The sequence below is a fragment of the Pedobacter endophyticus genome, from assembly GCF_015679185.1.
GTDB lineage: Bacteria > Bacteroidota > Bacteroidia > Sphingobacteriales > Sphingobacteriaceae > Pedobacter > Pedobacter endophyticus.
This window is the reverse complement of record NZ_CP064939.1, coordinates 2,236,699-2,256,367: the sequence shown is the minus strand read 5'-3', so window position 1 is coordinate 2,256,367 and position 19,669 is coordinate 2,236,699. Positions and strand designations below refer to the sequence as shown.

At 42.9% G+C, this 19,669-nt stretch carries 10 protein-coding genes; 9 read left to right on the top strand and 1 reads right to left on the bottom strand.

Annotation, left to right across the window (positions count from 1 at the left end; all coding sequences use genetic code 11):
- The first annotated feature begins 543 nt into the window (after window positions 1-543).
- The 5 genes from IZT61_RS08920 to IZT61_RS08900 all read left to right on the top strand — a co-directional run bounded on the left by IZT61_RS08920 (window position 544) and on the right by IZT61_RS08900 (window position 10,174).
- On the top strand, window positions 544-3,594 hold the full coding sequence (locus IZT61_RS08920) for a SusC/RagA family TonB-linked outer membrane protein (protein ID WP_196100808.1): 3,051 nt from the start codon (window positions 544-546) through the stop codon (window positions 3,592-3,594).
- An 18-nt stretch (window positions 3,595-3,612) separates the two neighbouring features.
- A complete protein-coding gene (locus IZT61_RS08915; protein WP_196100807.1) occupies window positions 3,613-5,106 on the top strand; it encodes a RagB/SusD family nutrient uptake outer membrane protein in 1,494 nt (497 codons plus the stop codon).
- A 483-nt stretch (window positions 5,107-5,589) separates the two neighbouring features.
- Entirely contained in the window at window positions 5,590-6,648 is a 1,059-nt protein-coding gene (locus IZT61_RS08910; protein ID WP_196100806.1) for a glycoside hydrolase family 130 protein, read from the top strand.
- A complete protein-coding gene (locus tag IZT61_RS08905; RefSeq protein WP_196100805.1) occupies window positions 6,638-7,930 on the top strand; it encodes an MFS transporter in 1,293 nt (430 codons plus the stop codon). The genes IZT61_RS08910 and IZT61_RS08905 overlap by 11 nt, the downstream gene beginning before the upstream one ends.
- A gap of 528 nt (window positions 7,931-8,458) precedes the next feature.
- Window positions 8,459-10,174 carry a hypothetical protein gene (locus tag IZT61_RS08900; RefSeq protein ID WP_196100804.1) on the top strand — a complete coding sequence of 572 codons (1,716 nt, stop codon included), beginning with the start codon at window positions 8,459-8,461 and terminating at the stop codon, window positions 10,172-10,174.
- Window positions 10,175-10,550: 376 nt separating this feature from the next.
- On the opposite strand, the gene IZT61_RS08895 is transcribed toward IZT61_RS08900, so the two are convergent.
- Window positions 10,551-13,484 carry a M16 family metallopeptidase gene (locus tag IZT61_RS08895; RefSeq protein WP_196100803.1) on the bottom strand — a complete coding sequence of 978 codons (2,934 nt, stop codon included), beginning with the start codon at window positions 13,482-13,484 and terminating at the stop codon, window positions 10,551-10,553.
- Window positions 13,485-13,882: 398 nt separating this feature from the next.
- Here IZT61_RS08895 and surE point away from each other — a divergent pair, with 398 nt between their 5' ends.
- The 4 genes from surE (at window position 13,883) to IZT61_RS08875 (ending at window position 19,659) form a co-directional block, all read left to right on the top strand.
- A complete protein-coding gene (gene surE, locus IZT61_RS08890) occupies window positions 13,883-14,725 on the top strand; it encodes a 5'/3'-nucleotidase SurE (RefSeq protein ID WP_196100802.1) in 843 nt (280 codons plus the stop codon).
- Between the two features lie 13 nt (window positions 14,726-14,738).
- On the top strand, window positions 14,739-15,011 hold the full coding sequence (locus IZT61_RS08885; RefSeq protein WP_196100801.1) for a stationary phase survival protein SurE: 273 nt from the start codon (window positions 14,739-14,741) through the stop codon (window positions 15,009-15,011).
- 166 nt (window positions 15,012-15,177) lie between these two features.
- Window positions 15,178-16,287 carry a lipid-A-disaccharide synthase gene (gene lpxB, locus IZT61_RS08880; RefSeq protein ID WP_196100800.1) on the top strand — a complete coding sequence of 370 codons (1,110 nt, stop codon included), beginning with the start codon at window positions 15,178-15,180 and terminating at the stop codon, window positions 16,285-16,287.
- A gap of 264 nt (window positions 16,288-16,551) precedes the next feature.
- On the top strand, window positions 16,552-19,659 hold the full coding sequence (locus IZT61_RS08875; protein WP_196100799.1) for a SusC/RagA family TonB-linked outer membrane protein: 3,108 nt from the start codon (window positions 16,552-16,554) through the stop codon (window positions 19,657-19,659).
- Window positions 19,660-19,669: the final 10 nt, after the last annotated feature.

Genomic DNA, 19,669 nt, shown 5'->3' with positions numbered 1-19,669 from the left:
GCGAAGACCGCGAAGCAGCTACGAAGTAAATCTGTTTCCTATTAGCACTGCTCTTTGCTTAGCCTACTCACATTCATTGTTTTTAGGGCAGTGCTTAATTGGCGCTTCGGTTTCATCGCTTGGGGATCCTTCGCTGCCTGCCCGTCCGGTTTCAGGCGGGCGATCAATGTCATTTAGTTAAGGAAAAAACAAAAAACTTTGTCACCCTTGGCATTTCGGCTTGAGCTTGTATTGAGCGTAGTCGAAATGCTCAATACGGGCTTAGTCGAAGGGCGATGTTTATTTGTTTTTTCCTATAGAAAAGGTCGTCGACTCAGTTCATCTTTAGCGAAGTCGAAAGGCTCAGATCCGATAGCTATCGGATGACACCCGTCGAGCTTAACTAAATAACATTGGGCGGGCACTCAGGACGACATTGTACCCATAACCCAAAAAACCACCTCAAACCAGCGTTTCGCAACAATAGTGAACTAAAATGTTATCATAGTACACTCCTTTTGCACACACCCTAGTCTATATTTGTTCTAATCAAATATAAATCAGATGAAAAAAAACAGACGTATCTATGCATCGTTGGTTTTCTTGTTTTTAGCCATTACGGGTTTCACAAGTTATGCACAAACTAGAGTAACCGGAAAGGTGACTGATGAAGCTAATCAGCCTTTGCCGGGGGTAGTAGTAACGCAAATGAACACTCAAAACAAAACCTCTACCGATGGAAATGGAGTATATGTATTAACACTACAAGCAGGCTCGGCACAAAGCTTAACCTTTAACTACGTGGGTTACGGTTCTGTAACTAGAAATGCCACAGGTGGAAATGTAGATGTTTCATTAATACCCACCACCCAATCGTTAAACGATGTGGTTGTAGTTGGATATACCACCCAAAAAAGGGCGAACTTAACCGGTGCTGTAGGAATATTAGATATGGCCGACGCAGAAAAACGCAGGGTGCCCGATGTAGCGCAAGTGCTTCAAGGGCAGGTAGCAGGTGTAACCGTTACACAAAGCACAGGTGCACCCGGCGATCCGATCAATATCCGCATCAGGGGCGAGGGAACTTTCGGCTCTGGCAACAGTCCGCTGTTTGTAGTGGATGGCGTTCCAACGGTCGATATTTCGCACATCAACACGAACGACATTAAATCGCTAAACGTGTTGAAAGATGCCTCTTCGGCCGCAATTTACGGATCGAGGGCCGCAAATGGCGTGGTAATTATTACCACCAAGCAGGGAGTGGTCAATTCGACAGCTATCGATATTAATTATTTTAATGGCATTCAACAGGCAACCAATTTGCCAACTATGCTCAATACTACCCAATACCTCAATAAAATTGAAGAGGCCTGGGGCAATTCTGGTTATAGCGGCACAAACCCTTACATTGCCGAAAAGGCAAGAACCGATTTGGCAAATACCGATTGGCTGGATGAGCTTTTTGTTACCGGACATTCGCAGGTGGCACAGGTTAGCGCCAGCGGCGGAAGTGAAAAAGTACAATATTTTTTATCCGGTGCTTACTATAAACAGAACGGAATTGTAGTTTACGACAATGATCAATATCAACGGATTAATTTTCGCCCGAATATTACTGCCAATTTAACCGATAGGCTGAAAGTTGGCGCCAATCTTCAAATCTCAAATGAGATGCAAGACGCCTTGTCATCCAGGGGAGACGCCCCGGGAATTATCAGACATGCTTTTTTACGGCCTCCGGTAATTTCAGTTTTCAAGTCGCCGGGCGATCCGACCTACACGGCTGCGAATCCATTTACCGATCTGCCTTTTTATAAAGGTCCCGGAAATGATTGGGATCAAAACTTCGAGAAATCGCAAAACCCGATTGCGCTTGCCTATTTTAGCAACGATAAAAGAAACCTGTTCAAAACGTTCGGAAATGCTTTTGCAGCTTACTCGTTTTTAAAAGATAAGGAACTGACTTTTAGGAGCAGCTTCGGGGTAAACCTGCTGTTTAGGCACAATAAGGCATTTTTAACTAATTTCGGCGATAACGACGGTGGCGGCTCAGCGCTTGATGTTGGTTTGGGCAGAATTAATCGGCCAAACGGGTTAAACGAAGAGCGTGGTCAGGAACTGGAAACCACCTGGACAAATACCTTAAATTACACCAAAACTTTTGGCAGCCATAGTTTAACTGCTTTGGTGGGTTCGGAATTTATAAAGAATAGGGCCGACGCCATATCTGCATCTCGCCGAAGATTCGATTATACGGATCCCAACTTCCAATACATCGATTTTGGCGGCTTGCCCGATCTTTACAACGGTGGAAGCGCCGCTGAATACGGATTGTTCTCGTTGTTTTCTTCTGTTGATTACAACTATGCCGGAAAATATTTCTTAACAGCAAATATACGGGCCGATCGCTCTTCCCGCTTTGGAGAAAACAATCAATGGGGCTATTTTCCATCGGTTGCCGCTGCATGGCGCATCTCGGGTGAAGACTTTTTGCAAGATAACAGGGTAATCTCAAACCTAAAACTCAGGGCAACTTACGGTAGTCTCGGTAACCAGGGAATCCCAAATTATGCCTACTTAAATGTAATCAACAAAGTTGGTAATCAATTTCAGATTGTAAGATATGGAAATCCTGATATTAAATGGGAAACCACCACGCAACTCAATATTGGGCTGGACGTAGGCTTACTGAAGAACAGTTTAAATTTGAGCGTTGATTATTTTATCAAAAACACTTCCGATATTTTGTTGCCAATCGGTTTACCGGGCTTTATCGGCAATGTGAGCCCATCGTACCTAAATACGGCCAAGGTTGAAAACAAAGGTCTCGAGGTAAGTTTGGGCTACACCAATAATGATAACGCTTTTAAATACGGTGTTAATGCGAACTTTTCTACGCTTACCAATGTGGTGAAAAAACTGCACCCTAACTACCCAAATATAACATCGGCCTATAGCAGAACAGAAGTTGGCCATTCGCTGAACCAGTTTTATGGTTTTAATATGATTGGCGTGTTTCAAACCCAGGCCGAAATTGATAGCTACCTTACGGGTAGCAGTGCTAAGCCCGGCGATATCAAGTTTGAGGATATCAATGGCGACAAAACCATTACCGATGCCGATAAAACCTACATCGGCAACAATATTCCTAAATTTAGCTATGGCATCAATCTGAACGGTTCTTACAAAGGGTTTGATCTTTCTGTACTGTTTCAAGGGGTAGAAGGAATAGACAAGTTTAACCAGTTAAAACAGATTATTGATTTTGATACGCGGCCATTTAACTATACCACCGCGGCATTGGGCAGTTGGAGTGGCCCGGGAACTTCGAATACCATCCCGCGGGTAAGTTTCGATGATAACGGAAGCAGCAAATTTTCAAATCTCTATGTCGAAGACGCCTCCTATATCAGGTTGAAAAACGTTGAGCTTGGCTACTCGTTTAGCGGTTTGCAGAAGCTTGGTGTAAAAAATGTGCGTTTATACGTTTCGGGGCAAAACTTATGGACAAGCACCAACTACTCAGGGCTCGATCCGGAAACGGTAGATCAGGTAGATTATGGTACCTATCCGCAATCGAGAGCCATCTTGTTTGGTGTAAATGTGAAATTTTAATTGATAAACCTTTTTGATATGAATAAGATAAACAAATATGCATTCGTGGTCACAATGGCTATCATATGCTTTGTAGTGGGATGTAAGAAAGAGCTGTACAAAGATCCGATAGGTTTAATACCAGAAGAAGTGCTCAACGAAGATCCTACCGCCAATGTAATTGCCTCATCGGTTGATGCATCCTATCAGATGCTTTCGAACACCCTTAACTTATTGGGCCAGTGGAACTGGGATGCGGGTACAGTGTTCAGAAATGATTTGATCGTAAATGACATCGCCTCTGATGATTTGCAAAAAAAGTGGAACCCGGATGGTGATCAGGCGTGGATGGATCAGGTGGATAATTTCAGCTTCATTGCAACCAATCAGGCGTTTAACGGCATTTGGGCCTACGATTACGAGGGCATAGCAAGAACCAACAAGGCAATTGCCTATTTAACCAACGACGCAGGCGTGGCAAAAGCGGGCTTAAGTAGCGATTTAAAGAACAGATCGTTAGGCGAGAGTTACTTTTTAAGGGCTTACTATTACATGGATCTGGTGAACAATTTTGGCGATGTACCAGTGGTACTTATACCGTTAAAAAGATTCTCTGATGCTTATGAAGTAGCAAAAAAAGTTCCCAAGGAACAGGTTTGGGAACAAATAAGCAGCGACTTGAGCAAGGCCAAAGGGCTGTTGCCAGCAACCAAGTACGCTAATGCCACCGAAAAGTGGAGGGTTTCTAAAGGTGCAGTAATTGCATTGCAGGCTAAAGTTGCGCTGTACAACGAGAAATGGGCGGAGGTAATTACCTTGGTGAATGAGCTGCAGGCGCTAAATTTTTATAGCTTAAACGCCAATTATTTCGATAGCTTCGATCAAACCAAGGAGTTTGCTGAAAATGAAGTCATTTTTGCATTCGACCATAAGTCGGGAACGCTGATTAGAAGCGGTAACGGCATTTGTGCACCTTTAGACTGGGGCTTTTTTGCACCAACCGCTAATTTTATCAGTGCTTTCGAAGCCAACGATCCGAGATTGGAATTAACGGTGAGCGTGGCGCCAAAAAATGTAAATAAGCTTTTGGGTACCCTAAATGGCGCCAACAAGGGAAATGACGATGCGCCCAGCAACCGGATTTTTATTCGCTATGCAGATGTTCTGTTATGGAAAGCAGAAGCCCTAAACGAAACTGGCGATTATGCCAATGCGGTTGCCATCATCAATCAAATCAGAACAAGGGCCAGAACCTCACGAACCATTACAGGGGGAACTGCGCCAGCGGGCACCTTGCCCAATCGCCCGGCATCGACCGACAAAACGCAAATAAAAACCTGGTTAATGCAGGAAAGACGGGTAGAACTTGGCTTCGAAAGTCAGCGATTTAACGATCTAAAACGATGGAAAATGGCCAAGCCCGTATTAACTGCTGTAGGAAAGAATTTTCAGGATAAAAACTACCTGTACCCAATTCCGCAGGGCGACGTAGATAAATCGGCAGGTACAATTCCTCAAAACCCGGGATATTAAACAAATTAATGAATGCAAATGTTAATTTGATAGGTTTTTTACGCTGTCATCCTGAGTGCAATGAAGGATCCCCCGGCGATGAAAGGCAGAACGCCAACAACCCACTGTCAAAGAGGGCGAGTGAAGCGGGCAAGGACGGTGAGATGTAGGTTGCGCCTGCCCGTCCGTTCAGGCGGGGATGCAATGTCATTTAGTTAAGCTCGACGGGTGTCATCCGATAGCTATCGGATCTGAGCCTTTCGACTTCGCTCAAGATGGACTCAGTCGAAGACCTTTTTTATTCGATCAAACCATTAACATCCGCCCTTCGACTCCGCTCAGGGTGACAATGTTCTATAATTTTATCCTTGGCTGAACGACATTGGGCGGGCGTGGGAAAGACGGCAAGAATAATAAGTATTACCTGCTCGTCTGGTCAGGCGAATTAGCACTAACGATAACAACAACTATTACATTCTAATTTACATTTATTCCCGAAATACGATGAACGATACCGCCTTACGATTTGCCGAAAACCCAATATTATCGCCAAAAGACCTGGTTCCGAGCCGAACCGGACTTGAAATTGCATGCTTGTTAAATCCAGGCGTTTTTAAGTTTCAAGATAAAACCTGGCTCTTGATCAGGGTAGCCGAGCGTCCGCAACAGAAGCCGGGATTTATTTCATTTCCTGTGTTGCACGGAACGGGAATTGAGATTATAGAAATTGCAGAAAACGATCCCGATCTGATTGCTGATGACCCGCGGGTAATTACCTATCAGGGGGCCGATTACTTAACGACCTTATCGCATTTGCGCCTGGTTTGTAGCGACGACGGTATCAACTTTTATCAGCCTGAAGGTTATCCGCTATTGCAAGGCGAGGGGCCCGATGAAGCGTTCGGTATTGAAGATTGCAGAGTGGCATTTATAAACGACACGTATTATCTAACCTTTACCTCGGTTTCTGCTCATGGCGTGGGCGTAGGCATGCGCACTACGAAAGATTGGAAAACCTTTGAGAAACACGGAATGATTATTCCACCGCACAATAAGGATTGCGCCATTTTCGAGGAAAAAATCAACGGTAAGTTTTATGCGCTGCACCGCCCAAGCAGTGTAGATTTGGGCGGGAACTACATCTGGCTAGCCGAATCGCCCGATGGCATTCACTGGGGAAACCACAAATGCCTTGTTAAAACGAGGAAGAACAGTTGGGATAGCAGACGTGTTGGCGCTGGTGCTGCACCTATTAAAACCGACAAGGGGTGGCTTGAAATTTATCATGGCGCAAATTCCGAACACCAATACTGTTTAGGTGCATTTTTAATGGACTTAAACGACCCCTCGAAGGTGCTTGCCCAAACCGATGAGCCCATTATGCGACCAGTTGCCGAATACGAACTCTGCGGTTTTTTTGGCCAGGTGGTATTTACAAATGGCCATACGGTTGAGGGCGACGAATTAACGATCTACTACGGCGCTGCAGATGAGTTTGTTTGCGGCGCTAAATTTTCTATTCAAAAAATATTGTCGCAATTAAGCTATCATCATGCTGACTAAACTAAAATCAGAAATTACGCACTTTAAAAATCAGTCGTACAATTTCAGGGTACTCACTTTAACCAATTTAATTTATAGTATTGTACTTCCGGTAATCGATATTTTTGTTGCCGCTTACGTGATGCGGAGCTCGAACGATCCGGTTAAAGTGGTTATTTATCAACTCACCATTTATACTGGCATTCCCCTTACATTTTTCCTGAACGGGTTTTTGCTGAGCCGATTTTCGATTAAAACGCTTTATTCCCTCGGCATGATGCTCAGCGGCGTTTCGATGATGGTAATGATGTCGTTAACCACCTTGGATAATACCGGAATCGGCATTGCCGGATTAATTATGGGTATGTCGTTCGGCTTTTATTGGGCCAATCGCGATTTTCTGGCACTCGCCATTACCAACGATGAAAACCGAAATTATTATTACGGCTTAGAGACCTTTTTCTATACCATTATTGCTGTGGTTATCCCGGTTTTAATCGGTTGGTTTATTGAGTTAAATGCAAGCACAGGCGAAGCTGGAATGGCCTATAAAATTGTTACGGGCATGGTGTTCGTTATTACAATTTTGGCTTCGGTAATGTGTTTCAGGGGAAACTTCAAAAATCCAACCGAGAAGAAATTTGTCTATTTCAAATTCGATCCGTACTGGTACAAACTAATCCGTTTGGCTACCCTAAAAGGCTTGGTTCAGGGGTTTTTGGTAACCGCACCAGCAATGTTGATTATGCTTTTGGTGGGCAAGGAGGGTGCTTTGGGTACCGCACAATCTATTGGCGCCATCATTGCCGCCATTGCCATGTACATCATCGGACGCAATACTTCACCAAAGCACAGGTTGTATGTTTTCGGCGCAGGCTTAACGTTATTTGCCATTGCCGCTATCATCAATGGTATTTTGTACAGCAGTTTGGGCGTCATCCTTTTTATGCTCTTTTTATTGCTGGCAAAGCCCTTGCTCGATTTAGCTTACTTCCCGATTCAGTTTAGTGTAATCGATATTCTAACTAAAAAAGAGAAAAGAAGCGAATTTGCTTACATTTTGAACCACGAAGGCGGCCTCTACATCGGAAGGTTAACAGGCGCTGGTACTTTCCTGATTCTGGCTTACGCTTTTTCTGTAGAAGTCGCTTTGCGCTATGCCATTATTATTGTGGCTATCTTACAACTTGCTTCGTACTGGGTAGCTAAAGACATTATTAAACAAGGAAAAATCGAAAATATAGAAGAAGCACCAATTTTAAGTAATGAAGAACCTGGGGTGGTTGCACCGGTGATTGAGTGATAATTTGGGATAATATGCAGGTTCGTTATAATGAATGATCATAACTTTACAAAGCCGTTATTGTGAGCAGCATTCAGGGCTTCGATCGGTCGTCATGAGGCTGTATTAAAGAGCAAAACGAAAACCTAAGCGCACAATTAAATTTTGCGCCTTAAACCTCTCCATTTGAATGTCGCTGGTTTTGCACTGTCTGTACATCCCTCTCCTCAAGGAGAGGGAAAGCAAAGGCACTGCTTTTGACCCGAAACGCTCATAGGGAGAGGTTATGGAAAGCGATACGAATCCGATAGTTATCGGATTTAATTTTGGCAAGTAAATCTATGCCAAAGGCATCGCTTTGGGAAAAGTCGACTTTTGAGACACCCTCATCCTAATGCTCACGCTTTAGGGTTCCCGCCTGCGCGGGAAAGACGGCAAGGCTTAAGCGTGATGCCATATTGATTTTTTTGAAAGATATTCAAACTCAGAACGCCAACAAAATAGTCGCAATACCATCCGCATTTGCGGTTAATTTTTAAAACATATTTTATGAAATATAACATCAACATACTTTTCACACTTGCGCTTACTATCTGCGTTGGCTTTGCGCAAGCACAAATAAAACAACTAAAATTAAATCGCGTAGCGGAAATGGCCAACGTTCCTCAGCCTTTAAAAATTATCGACTGGAAGCTGATGGCTCAAAATTTTGATAAAACTGTTTATGATTTTAAGGCAAAAGGCCAATACTGGCCAATGATTTGGATAGACAGCACCCGAAAAAACTTCGATCAACCTGTGATGGGCATTTACACTGCTGTTGGCGATGTAAGGCAAGGCACTAACAATAAAGGGATGTTTCACGAAGCGCTGGCGAACATGGGTGCTGTTATGGGAGCTAGCTTAATCGGCATTGATAAAAGCAACCAAAATGGAACAAATTATGTGGCCATGCTGAAAAATTATTTTAACCGCGAAACGAAGTGGAACATCATGATGAACAATACGGCTCCCGAAGTTGCACTGCTTGGGGGCGGCTATGGTCGCGATTGGTGGTACGATGTTTACCCGAATGTATTGTTTTATGCCATTTGCGAGCAATATCCTAACGAAAAGGATTTCGATTGGATTGCCAGGAGCATTGCTGAGAAATTTTATCAGGCCGATTCGATTTTAAAAGGCGATTACAATTACTCGTATTTCGATTATGCACAAATGAAACCGATGAAAAATCAGATCTGTGCACAACAAGATGCCGCTGCGGGCCATGCTTGGGTACTATATGCCGCTTATAAAAAATTTAGTGACCCGAGGTATTTAAAAGGCGCAATAAGCGCAATGACCGCCTTAGAAAGCAACAAAATTAACCCAACCTACGAATTACTGATGCCCTTTGGCGCCTACCTGGCAGCAAGGATGAACGTAGAGCAGGGCACCAATTTCGATGTGCAAAAACTATTGGGCTGGACTTTCGACGGAACCGCGGTTTGTCGTGAGGGTTGGGGCGTTTTAACAGGTAAATGGAACGGCTACGATATTTCGGGCGTTGTGGGAAGCACCGTAGATCATGGTGGATATGGCTTTTTAATGAACACTTTCGACGCCGCCTGGCCACTGGTTCCTACCGTTCGATACGATCCGGCTTATGCTAATGCCATCGGAAAATGGATGCTGAACGCGGTAAATGCGTCACGATTTTTCTACCCACAATACATGCCCGCCGATAGGCAAACTATTCCACAGTTCGCTGCGGTTACCAAAGGCGTAATAGCTTACGAAGGTTTTGCTAAAACCTCAACATTCGATAGCCTTTACACCGATAAAAAAGGACCTGTTGCCCAGGGCGATGGACCAAAATGGGTTCCCGGTAAAAACCCCGAGGTTTCTCAGTTTAGTGTGTATGGCAGCGGGCATGTTGGCATCTTTGGTGCTATTGTGGAGAAAACCAACATAGAGGGCGTTTTAAAACTCGACGTTTTAGCGACAGATTTTTATAAAAACAAAGCCTACCCCACGTATTTAATTTACAATCCTTATGCGCAGAATAAATCGATTGTTTATAATGTTACAGGTACCGATAAAGTAGATCTTTACGATGCAATTGCCCAAAAGTTTATTGCAAAAAATGTAACGAGTAAAACGAATGTTATTGTTTCGGCTACGCAATCGGTTTTGATTGTAGAAACTCCTGCAGGCAGTAAACTAACTACCGAGGGCAAAAAGTTGATGGCAAATGGAATTGTGATCGATTATATGAAGAATTGATGGGAGGATATTTGAAACCTATGAGGTCTTTACAACCTCATAACCTGAGTTCGATGTATTGTTTGCATTAAGATCCCCAGTCAAGCTGAGGATGACGACCGGTCATGTTAAATAGCCAATACAATCCAAACCCTTATTAATCGAGCTCAGGCTCATAGGTTTATTTTTACCGTCGTTACGCCTTGAATTAACGTCATTTCGACGATAGGAGAAATCTGTTACCTACATTGCACTGCATTACACACTCGTTTTGCCTTGTGCTTTTCTGGTACAGATTTCTCCTCGTTCCTCATCGAAATGGCGGGTAGCTGGGTTTTCGCTTTAGTCTTTCAGCTTTAGTCTTTCAGCTTTCAGCTTTCAGCTTTCAGCTTCAATCTTAATACCCAAAAATCTCTTCCAACCCCAATTTAGTCACCGGGCCGAACTTTGCCAGGTCATCCATGCTTACTTTTTTCTCTGAGGCAACAATGCAATAGTTATACGGTTTTTGAGAAAGATTGCGCTCATGAAAAGCTTTCACATCGGTAAATGTTAAAGGTTTCAAGTTTGCATATTCATCACTTCGCGAGTCGTGATCGAAGCCCAATTTCTTATCCGCCAGGTAAGCGTAAATGATGCCATCCTTTGTAATCCGAGAAGTTTCGAGCCCGTTTAACGAGTTGCTTTTCGAAAGTGCGAACGATTTATCCGATTCTGGCAAAACATTCAACAGCTCATTCATTCCTGCAACCGCCTCGGTCATCTTGTCGGCCTGCGTACCCACATAAGCAACCACCGTGTTTTCCTTTTCCTTGCTATTGGGCGAAGAGTAAACCGCAAAAGTCGAGTAAGCCAGCGCTTTCGATTCGCGAATGGTTTGAAAAACAATAGAACCCATGCCGCCGCCAAAATAGTTGTTAAATAGTCCAATTTTTGCAGCGTTCGCAGGGTCGTACAGACCGCCGTTTCTTACCCAGCGTATTTCTGCCTGTACCATATCGTAATCGGCAAAATAAACCTTGTTCGAATCCGTATTCGTATAGGTAAACTTTTTCATTGGGGCAGCGTCGGTAAATGCTTTGCCAAGTGGATGCGCCTTAACAATATCGGCAGAAAATGCTTCAATCGTTTTCGGACCGAAATAAGTAATCGTGTGTTCGTAATTCGTTAGGTTATGCAAAAGGTAAATCAAATCCGACGATTTCATGTTTTTAATTTCATCGTTTGTCAACCCATAATTAAAAGGATTGTCTTTGCCATACTGTGCGTAGTTCATTAAGCCACCTAAAATAGATGATTTATTCAGTTTCGCATTCTCTCTCGATTTTAATAAACGGCCCTTTAAATCTTCCAAAGCCTTTTCATTTGGTTTGCAATGCGCCAAAACATCCTCCAATAACGCCACCGCTTTATCAAAGTTTTCTTGCAAGCCACTTAACGAAACCGTTGTAACTTCATTGCCAACGTTTACATTATAGCTGCAGGCCAGGTTGTAAAATGCCTTGCTAATCTCCTCTGCCGAATATTTATCGGTGCTTAAAAACGACAGATATTGAGCCGCATAAGGAAGCAATTTATAATTGTAGGCGCCCATTTCGAAGCGGTAACCCATTCGGAAAATCGCGTTCTCCGTATTTTGAACCGCAATTACATCTGCAATCGCTGCCTTGCCAAACTTCAGGTCTTTTTTATAATCTAAAAATTTTGGCGCAATAGGAGTTACCTTCGCATCGATAATGCTTTTGGTAAAAGGAGAAACCTCGTTCGTATTCGTTTTAACGGCCGTTATGGCAGGCTTTTCTACCTTTATAATGCTCTTATCTTCACCCTTGTGCTTATATAAAACCACGTAATTGTCGATAAAGAACTTGTTCGCGAAATCTACAATCTCTTTTTTCGTAACCTTTGCCATTTTATCCGTCGATGAAAGCATCTTATCCCATTCCGTTCCGCGGTTTTGGATAAAGGCATTCATTGTTGCTTCTGCCCGAACATCATTATTATCATATGCCTGTAGTTCTGCCAGCTTAATGTTTGCCACAGTCGCCTTAATTAAACTTTCGTCAAATTCCCCTTTTTTAAGCAATTCTACCTGCTCCAGCATAATTTTTTGCGCTTCTTCCAAACTCTGTCCCGCCTTCGGAGAGCCAGATAAAATAAAGATTCCATAATCTTTCATTTGGTTATAGCCTGCGCTTGCCCTCAGCATTTTTTGCTGCTTGTTAATATTAATATCCATTAAACCCGCCTTGCCATTCGCCAAAATACTGCCAATCAGATCCAATAACAAGCTTTGATGCGTATTTTGTGCATAGCCGCGATAAGCCACATATAAATTTTCTGCACTCGGACCATAAATATCAACCTTTTGGATTTTTGTTAATGGTTTCTCTGCGGCAGGATTGTACAAAGCAAGCGGTTTCGAGGCCATAAAAGAAAAATTCTTATCAATTTTCTTAATTAAGGCATCGTAGTTAATATCGCCCGACATAATTAGCGCCATATTATTAGGCACATAATATTTGTTGTAATAGTTTCTGATTTCAACCAGCGACGGATTTTTTAAATGCTCAATGGTACCAATTGTAGTTTGTTGCCCATAGTTATGCGTTGGAAATAAAGCGTAGAGCATTTTCTCGTACATCTTACGCGGGTCGCTATCCATGCCGATATTCTTTTCTTCGTACACGGCCTCCAACTCCGTATGAAAGATGCGGAAAACCGGGGCACGAAAACGTTCTGCCTGAACGGCTAGAAATTTATCGATTGCGTTCGATGGTAAATCCTCTTCGTAAACCGTTTCCTCAACAGAAGTGTGCGCATTCGTCACATTGCTGCCAATCGCCTTCATCATTTTATCGTACTCATTTGCGATAGAGTAATTAGATGCCTCACCCGAAGTTTTATCTATTTGCGCATAAATTTCCTTACGTTTCGCCGGGTCGGTAGTTTTATTGTATGTTTCGTACAATGCCTCAATCTTATCCAAAAGCGGTTTTTCCTTGGCATAATTTAAAGTCCCGAACTTGTCCGTTCCCTTAAACAATAAATGCTCTAAGTAATGTGCTAAACCCGTGTTTGTTCGTGGGTCGGTATTGCTGCCTGCCCTTACCGCCATTTTAAAAGTGATGTTCGGCTCCTTGTTGTTTTGCGACAAAATAACCGTCAAGCCGTTTTTCAGCGTGTAAAATCGGGTTTTCGTCGGGTCGTTCGTTACATATTTATAACTGTAACCGCCAGCGTTTCCTGTTTTCCATTGGTAAGTGCTTTGCGCATTTGCAAAAGTACCCGTAAGCAGAAAACAAGCTAAAGTAAATAGTTTGATTTTCATTGAGTTTGGTTTATGAGAAATGAGTGTTGAGATCGTTCCTGGCGATCCCCGTTCATAATTAATAAGTTAATTACCCAAATATATACCGTTTCCGTCATCGAATGAAATGCAACAAAAGAATTTTTAGTTATTTACAAATCCTGACTAGCGCGGGCATGAGCGGTCGTCATCCTGATACCGATAGCTATCGGTATGATTCAGGATCTTTATAACATCAACACTAAGCATGAAAGATGCTGATCCCGAAACTTCGGGGCAGCATGACGACCATTCGTAGTTGGCTAAGATAAACATAGCCTAGCAAAAGTAAATCGAACTGAGGTAGTATACTCAAACAATTTTTCGTTACTGCTCGCTCTCCCGCCGACCATAGTAAAATAATCCTTATTTTTACAACCATGACGAAGCAAGTTACAAAACCGAATATTTTAGTGGTAAACGATGATGGCATAACCGCCACAGGGATAAAAAATCTGATGGAAGTAATGCAGGAACTTGGAAATGTAGTTGTGGTGGCGCCCGATAGTCCGCAAAGTGGAATGGGCCATGCCATTACCATCGGAAAACCCATCCGTTTCGATAAAGTGGACTTATATGCAGGTGTTGAAATGTATAAATGCAGCGGCACACCAGTTGATTGCGTAAAACTGGGTGTAAATAAAATATTTAAAGGTAAAAAGCCCGATTTGTGCGTTTCCGGAATCAATCATGGCTTAAACAATTCCATTAATGTGCTTTACTCCGGCACCATGTCGGCCGCAGTAGAAGGGGCGATCGAAAAAATCCCTTCCATTGGCTTTTCTTTGGATGATTTTGCAGCAGATGCAGATTTTAGCCATACTAAAAAATACATTAAAAGCATTTGCGAGCAGGTTTTGGCAAACGGACTCCCGGAAGGCACTTTGCTAAACGTTAATTTTCCAAAAGGGAATCAGTTAAAAGGCATAAAAATTTGTCGGCAGGCCAACGCCAAATGGATGGAAGAGTTTGATGAACGCCGCGACCCTTACCAACGACCGTATTACTGGCTAACCGGCGTTTTTGAGAATTTTGATAAGGGTGAGGATACCGACGTTTGGGCACTGGAACACAATTTTGTATCTATAGTTCCGGTTCAGTTCGATTTAACTGCGCACCATGCTATTCAAGCCTTAAACAGCTGGGATTTCGGCATCAAGACCGCTAACGGCAACGGCGCACCAAACAAGACCTCAGCACCTGATGGTGTTAACCTCGGTTAAGCTTTTTTTGAACATGAACGAAATACTCAGAAAAATAAATGATTCCGTTTGGATTGGTTTAGCAATCGGCTTAATTATTCCAGCGATATTATGCTCCATTGCCTATTACATTATTCACCATGTTGGCGCTTTGGCCAAAGCCGATTTATTATACATTGGCGGTATTGCGGTGAATGCTTATACCATGCAAATCTTTTTCAAATTCAATAAGGTTAAAACCGGGCAAGGAATTTTGGCTGCAACATTTGTGTGTGCGTTTGTTTTCTTTGCATACAAGGTTTTTTAAAGCGCTGTAAGTATTGCCTTTCCGTCAGTTGAAACTGGCGGCAAAACCAATAAAAGAATGAACCAATGAACCAATTAACCAATAACAAAATGAAAGTCATCGGATGAATATAGCAAGCGGGTTAGGGATTCATCCGATGACTAGTGAACCAATGAACCAATAATTTATGAAATACTACCTCGTAGCAGGAGAAGCATCGGGCGATTTGCACGGTGCCAATTTAATGAAGGCTTTAAAAATTGAAGACGGCAATGCTGTATTTCGTTATTTTGGTGGCGACAAAATGCAGACGGAAGGCGGGCAATTGGTTAAGCATTATGCCGATATGGCTTTTATGGGCTTTACCGAGGTGGTTGCCAATTTGCGAACCATTTTTAAAAACCTCCGAACCTGCAAGGAAGATATTTTAGCTTGGAAGCCAGACGTTTTGGTATTGATAGACTTCCCGGGTTTTAACCTTAAAATTGCAGAGTTTGCCAAGGCCAATAACATGCTGGTTTGCTATTATATTTCGCCCAAGGTGTGGGCTTGGAATCAAAGACGCGTACTAAAGATTAAGCGTGTAGTCGATCACATGTTTTGCATTTTGCCATTCGAAGTAAGCTTTTATAAAAACTGGGGAATGGAGGTTGATTATGTCGGAAACCCGCTTTTAGATGAGATTGCCCAATTTGAGGCCGATCCAGAGTTTAGGGCAAGCGCCGGCTTGGGCGATGAAAAAATAATCGCTTTGCTGCCCGGAAGCAGAAAGCAAGAAATAGAACGATTGTTGCCTGTAATGCTCAGCGTTGTAGATGAATATCCGGATTATACCTTTGCCATTGCGGCCGCCCCAACCTTTGGCGAAGCCTATTATCAGCAATTTATCGGCACAAAAAAGGTGAAACTTCTTTTTAACAATACCTATAATTTATTGCATCATGCTCATGCAGCAATCGTAGCGTCGGGAACGGCCACCCTCGAAACCGCACTGTTCCAAGTGCCGCAGGTTGTAGTTTATAAAGGGGGCGTAATCTCAATCGCCATTGCCCGAATGCTGATCAAAATCAAATTTATTTCGTTGGTTAATTTAATTGTTGATAAAAAGATTGTAACCGAGCTGATTCAAGAAGATTGCAATACAGAAAAAGTAAGTAAGGAGTTGCACCTTATTTTAGATGGATCGGGTCGAGGCCAGATGTTTACCGACTATAAAGCGCTGCTAAACCTGATGGGAAAACCCGGCGCTTCGGCAAAGACGGCCAAACTTATTACTACCTACCTTGCAAAAAAATAGTTTGCCACTCAACGTAACATTTTAGGGACTATAAACGTTTTTTTAAAACAAAAATGCCTTTAAGGCGTTACTAAATCGTTTTGCGGAAATCCTATATCATCCATAATTAATTTCATACGCTCCATTAATTAAGTGAATAGTTAGCCACAAAGCATAACTAATTATAAACTAAACTAGTGAGTGCCAATGAGAAACATTCTACTCAGGTTGTCAGGATTCCTATGCCTGATCCTGCTTTCAAGCCCCCCGTTGTTTGCAAAATTAATGAGCAAAAAGACCAGTTACAGTCTTTATTATTTTCAGCAAGACACAACAAAACGAGACACAACCAAAAAGGTTCCGGTTACAAAACCCACGGACACGGTGAAACCGCCGGTGAACCCTTTAGGTGGTGCAAGTCCGGCGACAGCGCCAACCGCAGTACCAGCAACGCCTGCGGCAACAGCACCTGCAGCCACGCCGGGCGCCAGCGCTGGCCAAAAAACAATTACCGGTACCGTTGTAGATGAAAAGAAACTTGGTTTGCCAGGTGTAGGAATCAAAATTCAAGGTAAAACAGGTGGAACTGTTACGCAAGAAAATGGAAAATTTAGCATTAGCGTAAGTGCCCCTACCGACGTTTTGGTTTTCAGCTACATCGGTTATCAATCTAAATCTATGCCCGCAGGAAACGGGGCAACCCCTTTAGTGGTAAGCCTGGTTCCTTCCGATTCGCAAAATCTAAATGATGTTGTCGTGGTGGGTTACGGTACCTTAAAAACCAAGGAGGTAACCTCGTCAGTAGCGCACGTTGATACTGCCCAGTTTCGGCAGGGTGGAGCCCGAAACGCCTTAGACCTTATACAAGGAAAAGTGGCAGGACTAAACTTAACGCGAACCAGCGGTTCTAACCCAAATAGTGGGCCCAGTGTTCAACTTAGGGGCGCTATTACCGTAACCGGCGATGCCAGCCCACTTTATGTAATTGATGGAATCCCCGGCGGTAACATCGATCTGTTGCAGCAAGATGATATCCTTTCTGTCGATGTGTTAAAAGATGGATCCGGTGCCGCAATTTACGGTACCAGTGCCAATGCCGGTGTAATTTTAATTACTACCAAAAAAGGTAAACCTGGTGCTCCAACCTTTAACTATTCGGCTTATATCAGGAAAGAATACATTCAAAACCGTCAGGATTTTTTAACTGCCGATGAGTTTAGGGCCGGAATACAATCTGGCCAAATCGATGCCGTAGATTACGGCGGTAGCGAAGATCTGTACGGCAGCTTAATCAACAAAAACAACTTTTCGCAAAACCACAACGTTTCGCTTTCCGGCGGTACAAGCAACACCAACTACAGGGCCAGCTTAAATTACCGCGATTTGCAAGGCATCGGTTTAGAAAACGGTAGAAAAGAATACACTTTCAGGCTAAATGTTAACCAGCGAGGTTTAAACGATAAGTTAAACGTTCAAATGAACCTGGCTACCAATTTTAACAACGCAAATTTGCTTGGGGGAAGTGGATGGGAAGAAGAACTGGTTAAAAACCCAACCAAGCTTATCTACAATCCCGATGGAAGTTTTTACCACGATACTCAAAGTACAAACCAATACGCCAGGTTGTTTCAAGAGCGGAACTACAGAAAGCAACAGACTACTTCGGCCGATATCAAAGCAGATTACGATCTGGCCAAAGGCTTAAAAGCTTCAATTTTCGGTTCCGTACAACGCAACAGCTACATCGATGGTGCCTGGGCATCTATCTTCTCCGAAAGATCGATCGAAGATTCTGATTATCCAAATGGAGGATTCGCCAGCAAGGGCAATTACTTATCGCAAAACTTTGCCGTTGAACCAACCGTAAGTTACAATACCACCATAAACGATAAGCACTCAATTACCGCCGTTGCAGGTTATAGCTACCGTTATAATATTGAAGAAGGCCAATCGGCAGATAACAGAGGTTTCTTAAACGATCAGTTTCACGAAGATAACTTAAGCCAGGGCTTGGCCCGTTCCGATGGTCGTGCAAACCTGTCAAGCTTTAAAAGCGACAACACACTGATTGCATTTTTCGGTCGTGTAAACTATGCCTTTAACAACAAATATTTATTGCAGTTGATTTTGCGTCACGAAGGTTCATCTAAATTTGGGGTGAACAACAAATGGGGCGATTTCCCAGCTGTTTCTGTCGGATGGAACATTTCCGATGAGAATTTCATGAAAAATGTGAAATGGGTGAATTATTTAAAACTAAGAGCTGGTTACGGGGTAACCGGTAATACAGGTTTTACCAACAACGCTTCCCGGGTATTGTTGGGTGGCGGTGGTCGCTACCTCTACCCAGATGGAACATACCGCGAAACTTACGGACCAACAACCAATGTTAACCCCAACTTGAAATGGGAAACCAAACGTGAGTTGAATATTGGTGCCGATTTTACGTTATTTAACAGCAAGTTGACGGGTGCATTGGATGTGTTTGACAGAACAACGAAAGACTTGTTAGATACTTACACTACACCTCAACCGCCTTATGTGCTTGCCAATATTTATGCAAACGTTGGTACAATATCATCAAAAGGTGTGGAGCTTGCATTGAGCTACAAAGCGATTCAAAAGAAAGATTTCAGCTTTACAATGGATTTTACCGGAAGTACATTGAGCAATAAATTCGTTTCCTATTCTGACGATGTGTTCAAGGTAAAATATAAAACCTTTGGCGGCATTGGCGGATCAGGAGATTTAGGCGATGCGATTACTACTTACGAAGGTTCGAATGTGGGTGAGTTTTGGGGCAAGCGTTTTGCAGGTTTCACCGAAGATGGAAAATGGTTGTTCTTTAACAGAAACGGCGAAGCGGTAACAAATGATAAGATTAATTATTCAAAAGATCCGAACTTAACTGATTTGGCCAAAATTGGTAACGCCATTCCCAAATACTATGCTTCTTACACTGCAAATTTCGGTTACAAAAACTGGGATTTAAGAGTATTCGTACGTGGAAAATTCGATTACCAGATCTTAAACACAACGGCGCTTACTTACGCAAATCCATTTGTTAAGGGCAGCAATTACCTCAGATCGGCGTTTAACGATCCTAAATTCAGCCAAATCAACGATACGTTTATGTACTCTGATTATTATTTAGAAGAAGGAACAAACGTGAAGATTGATGAAGTTACCCTGGGTTATAACTTCAAGTTTAAATCTAAAACCATTCGCAACTTACGCGTTTACGCAACCGGGCAAAACTTGTTTACGATAACAGGTTATTCCGGCAACGACCCCGATTTTATTGCTGATACCGGCTTAGGCCCTGGTGTTGATAACAGAAATGCCTATCCAAGCACGAGATCATTCTTGTTTGGCGTAAATGTTGGATTTTAAAATATACCAC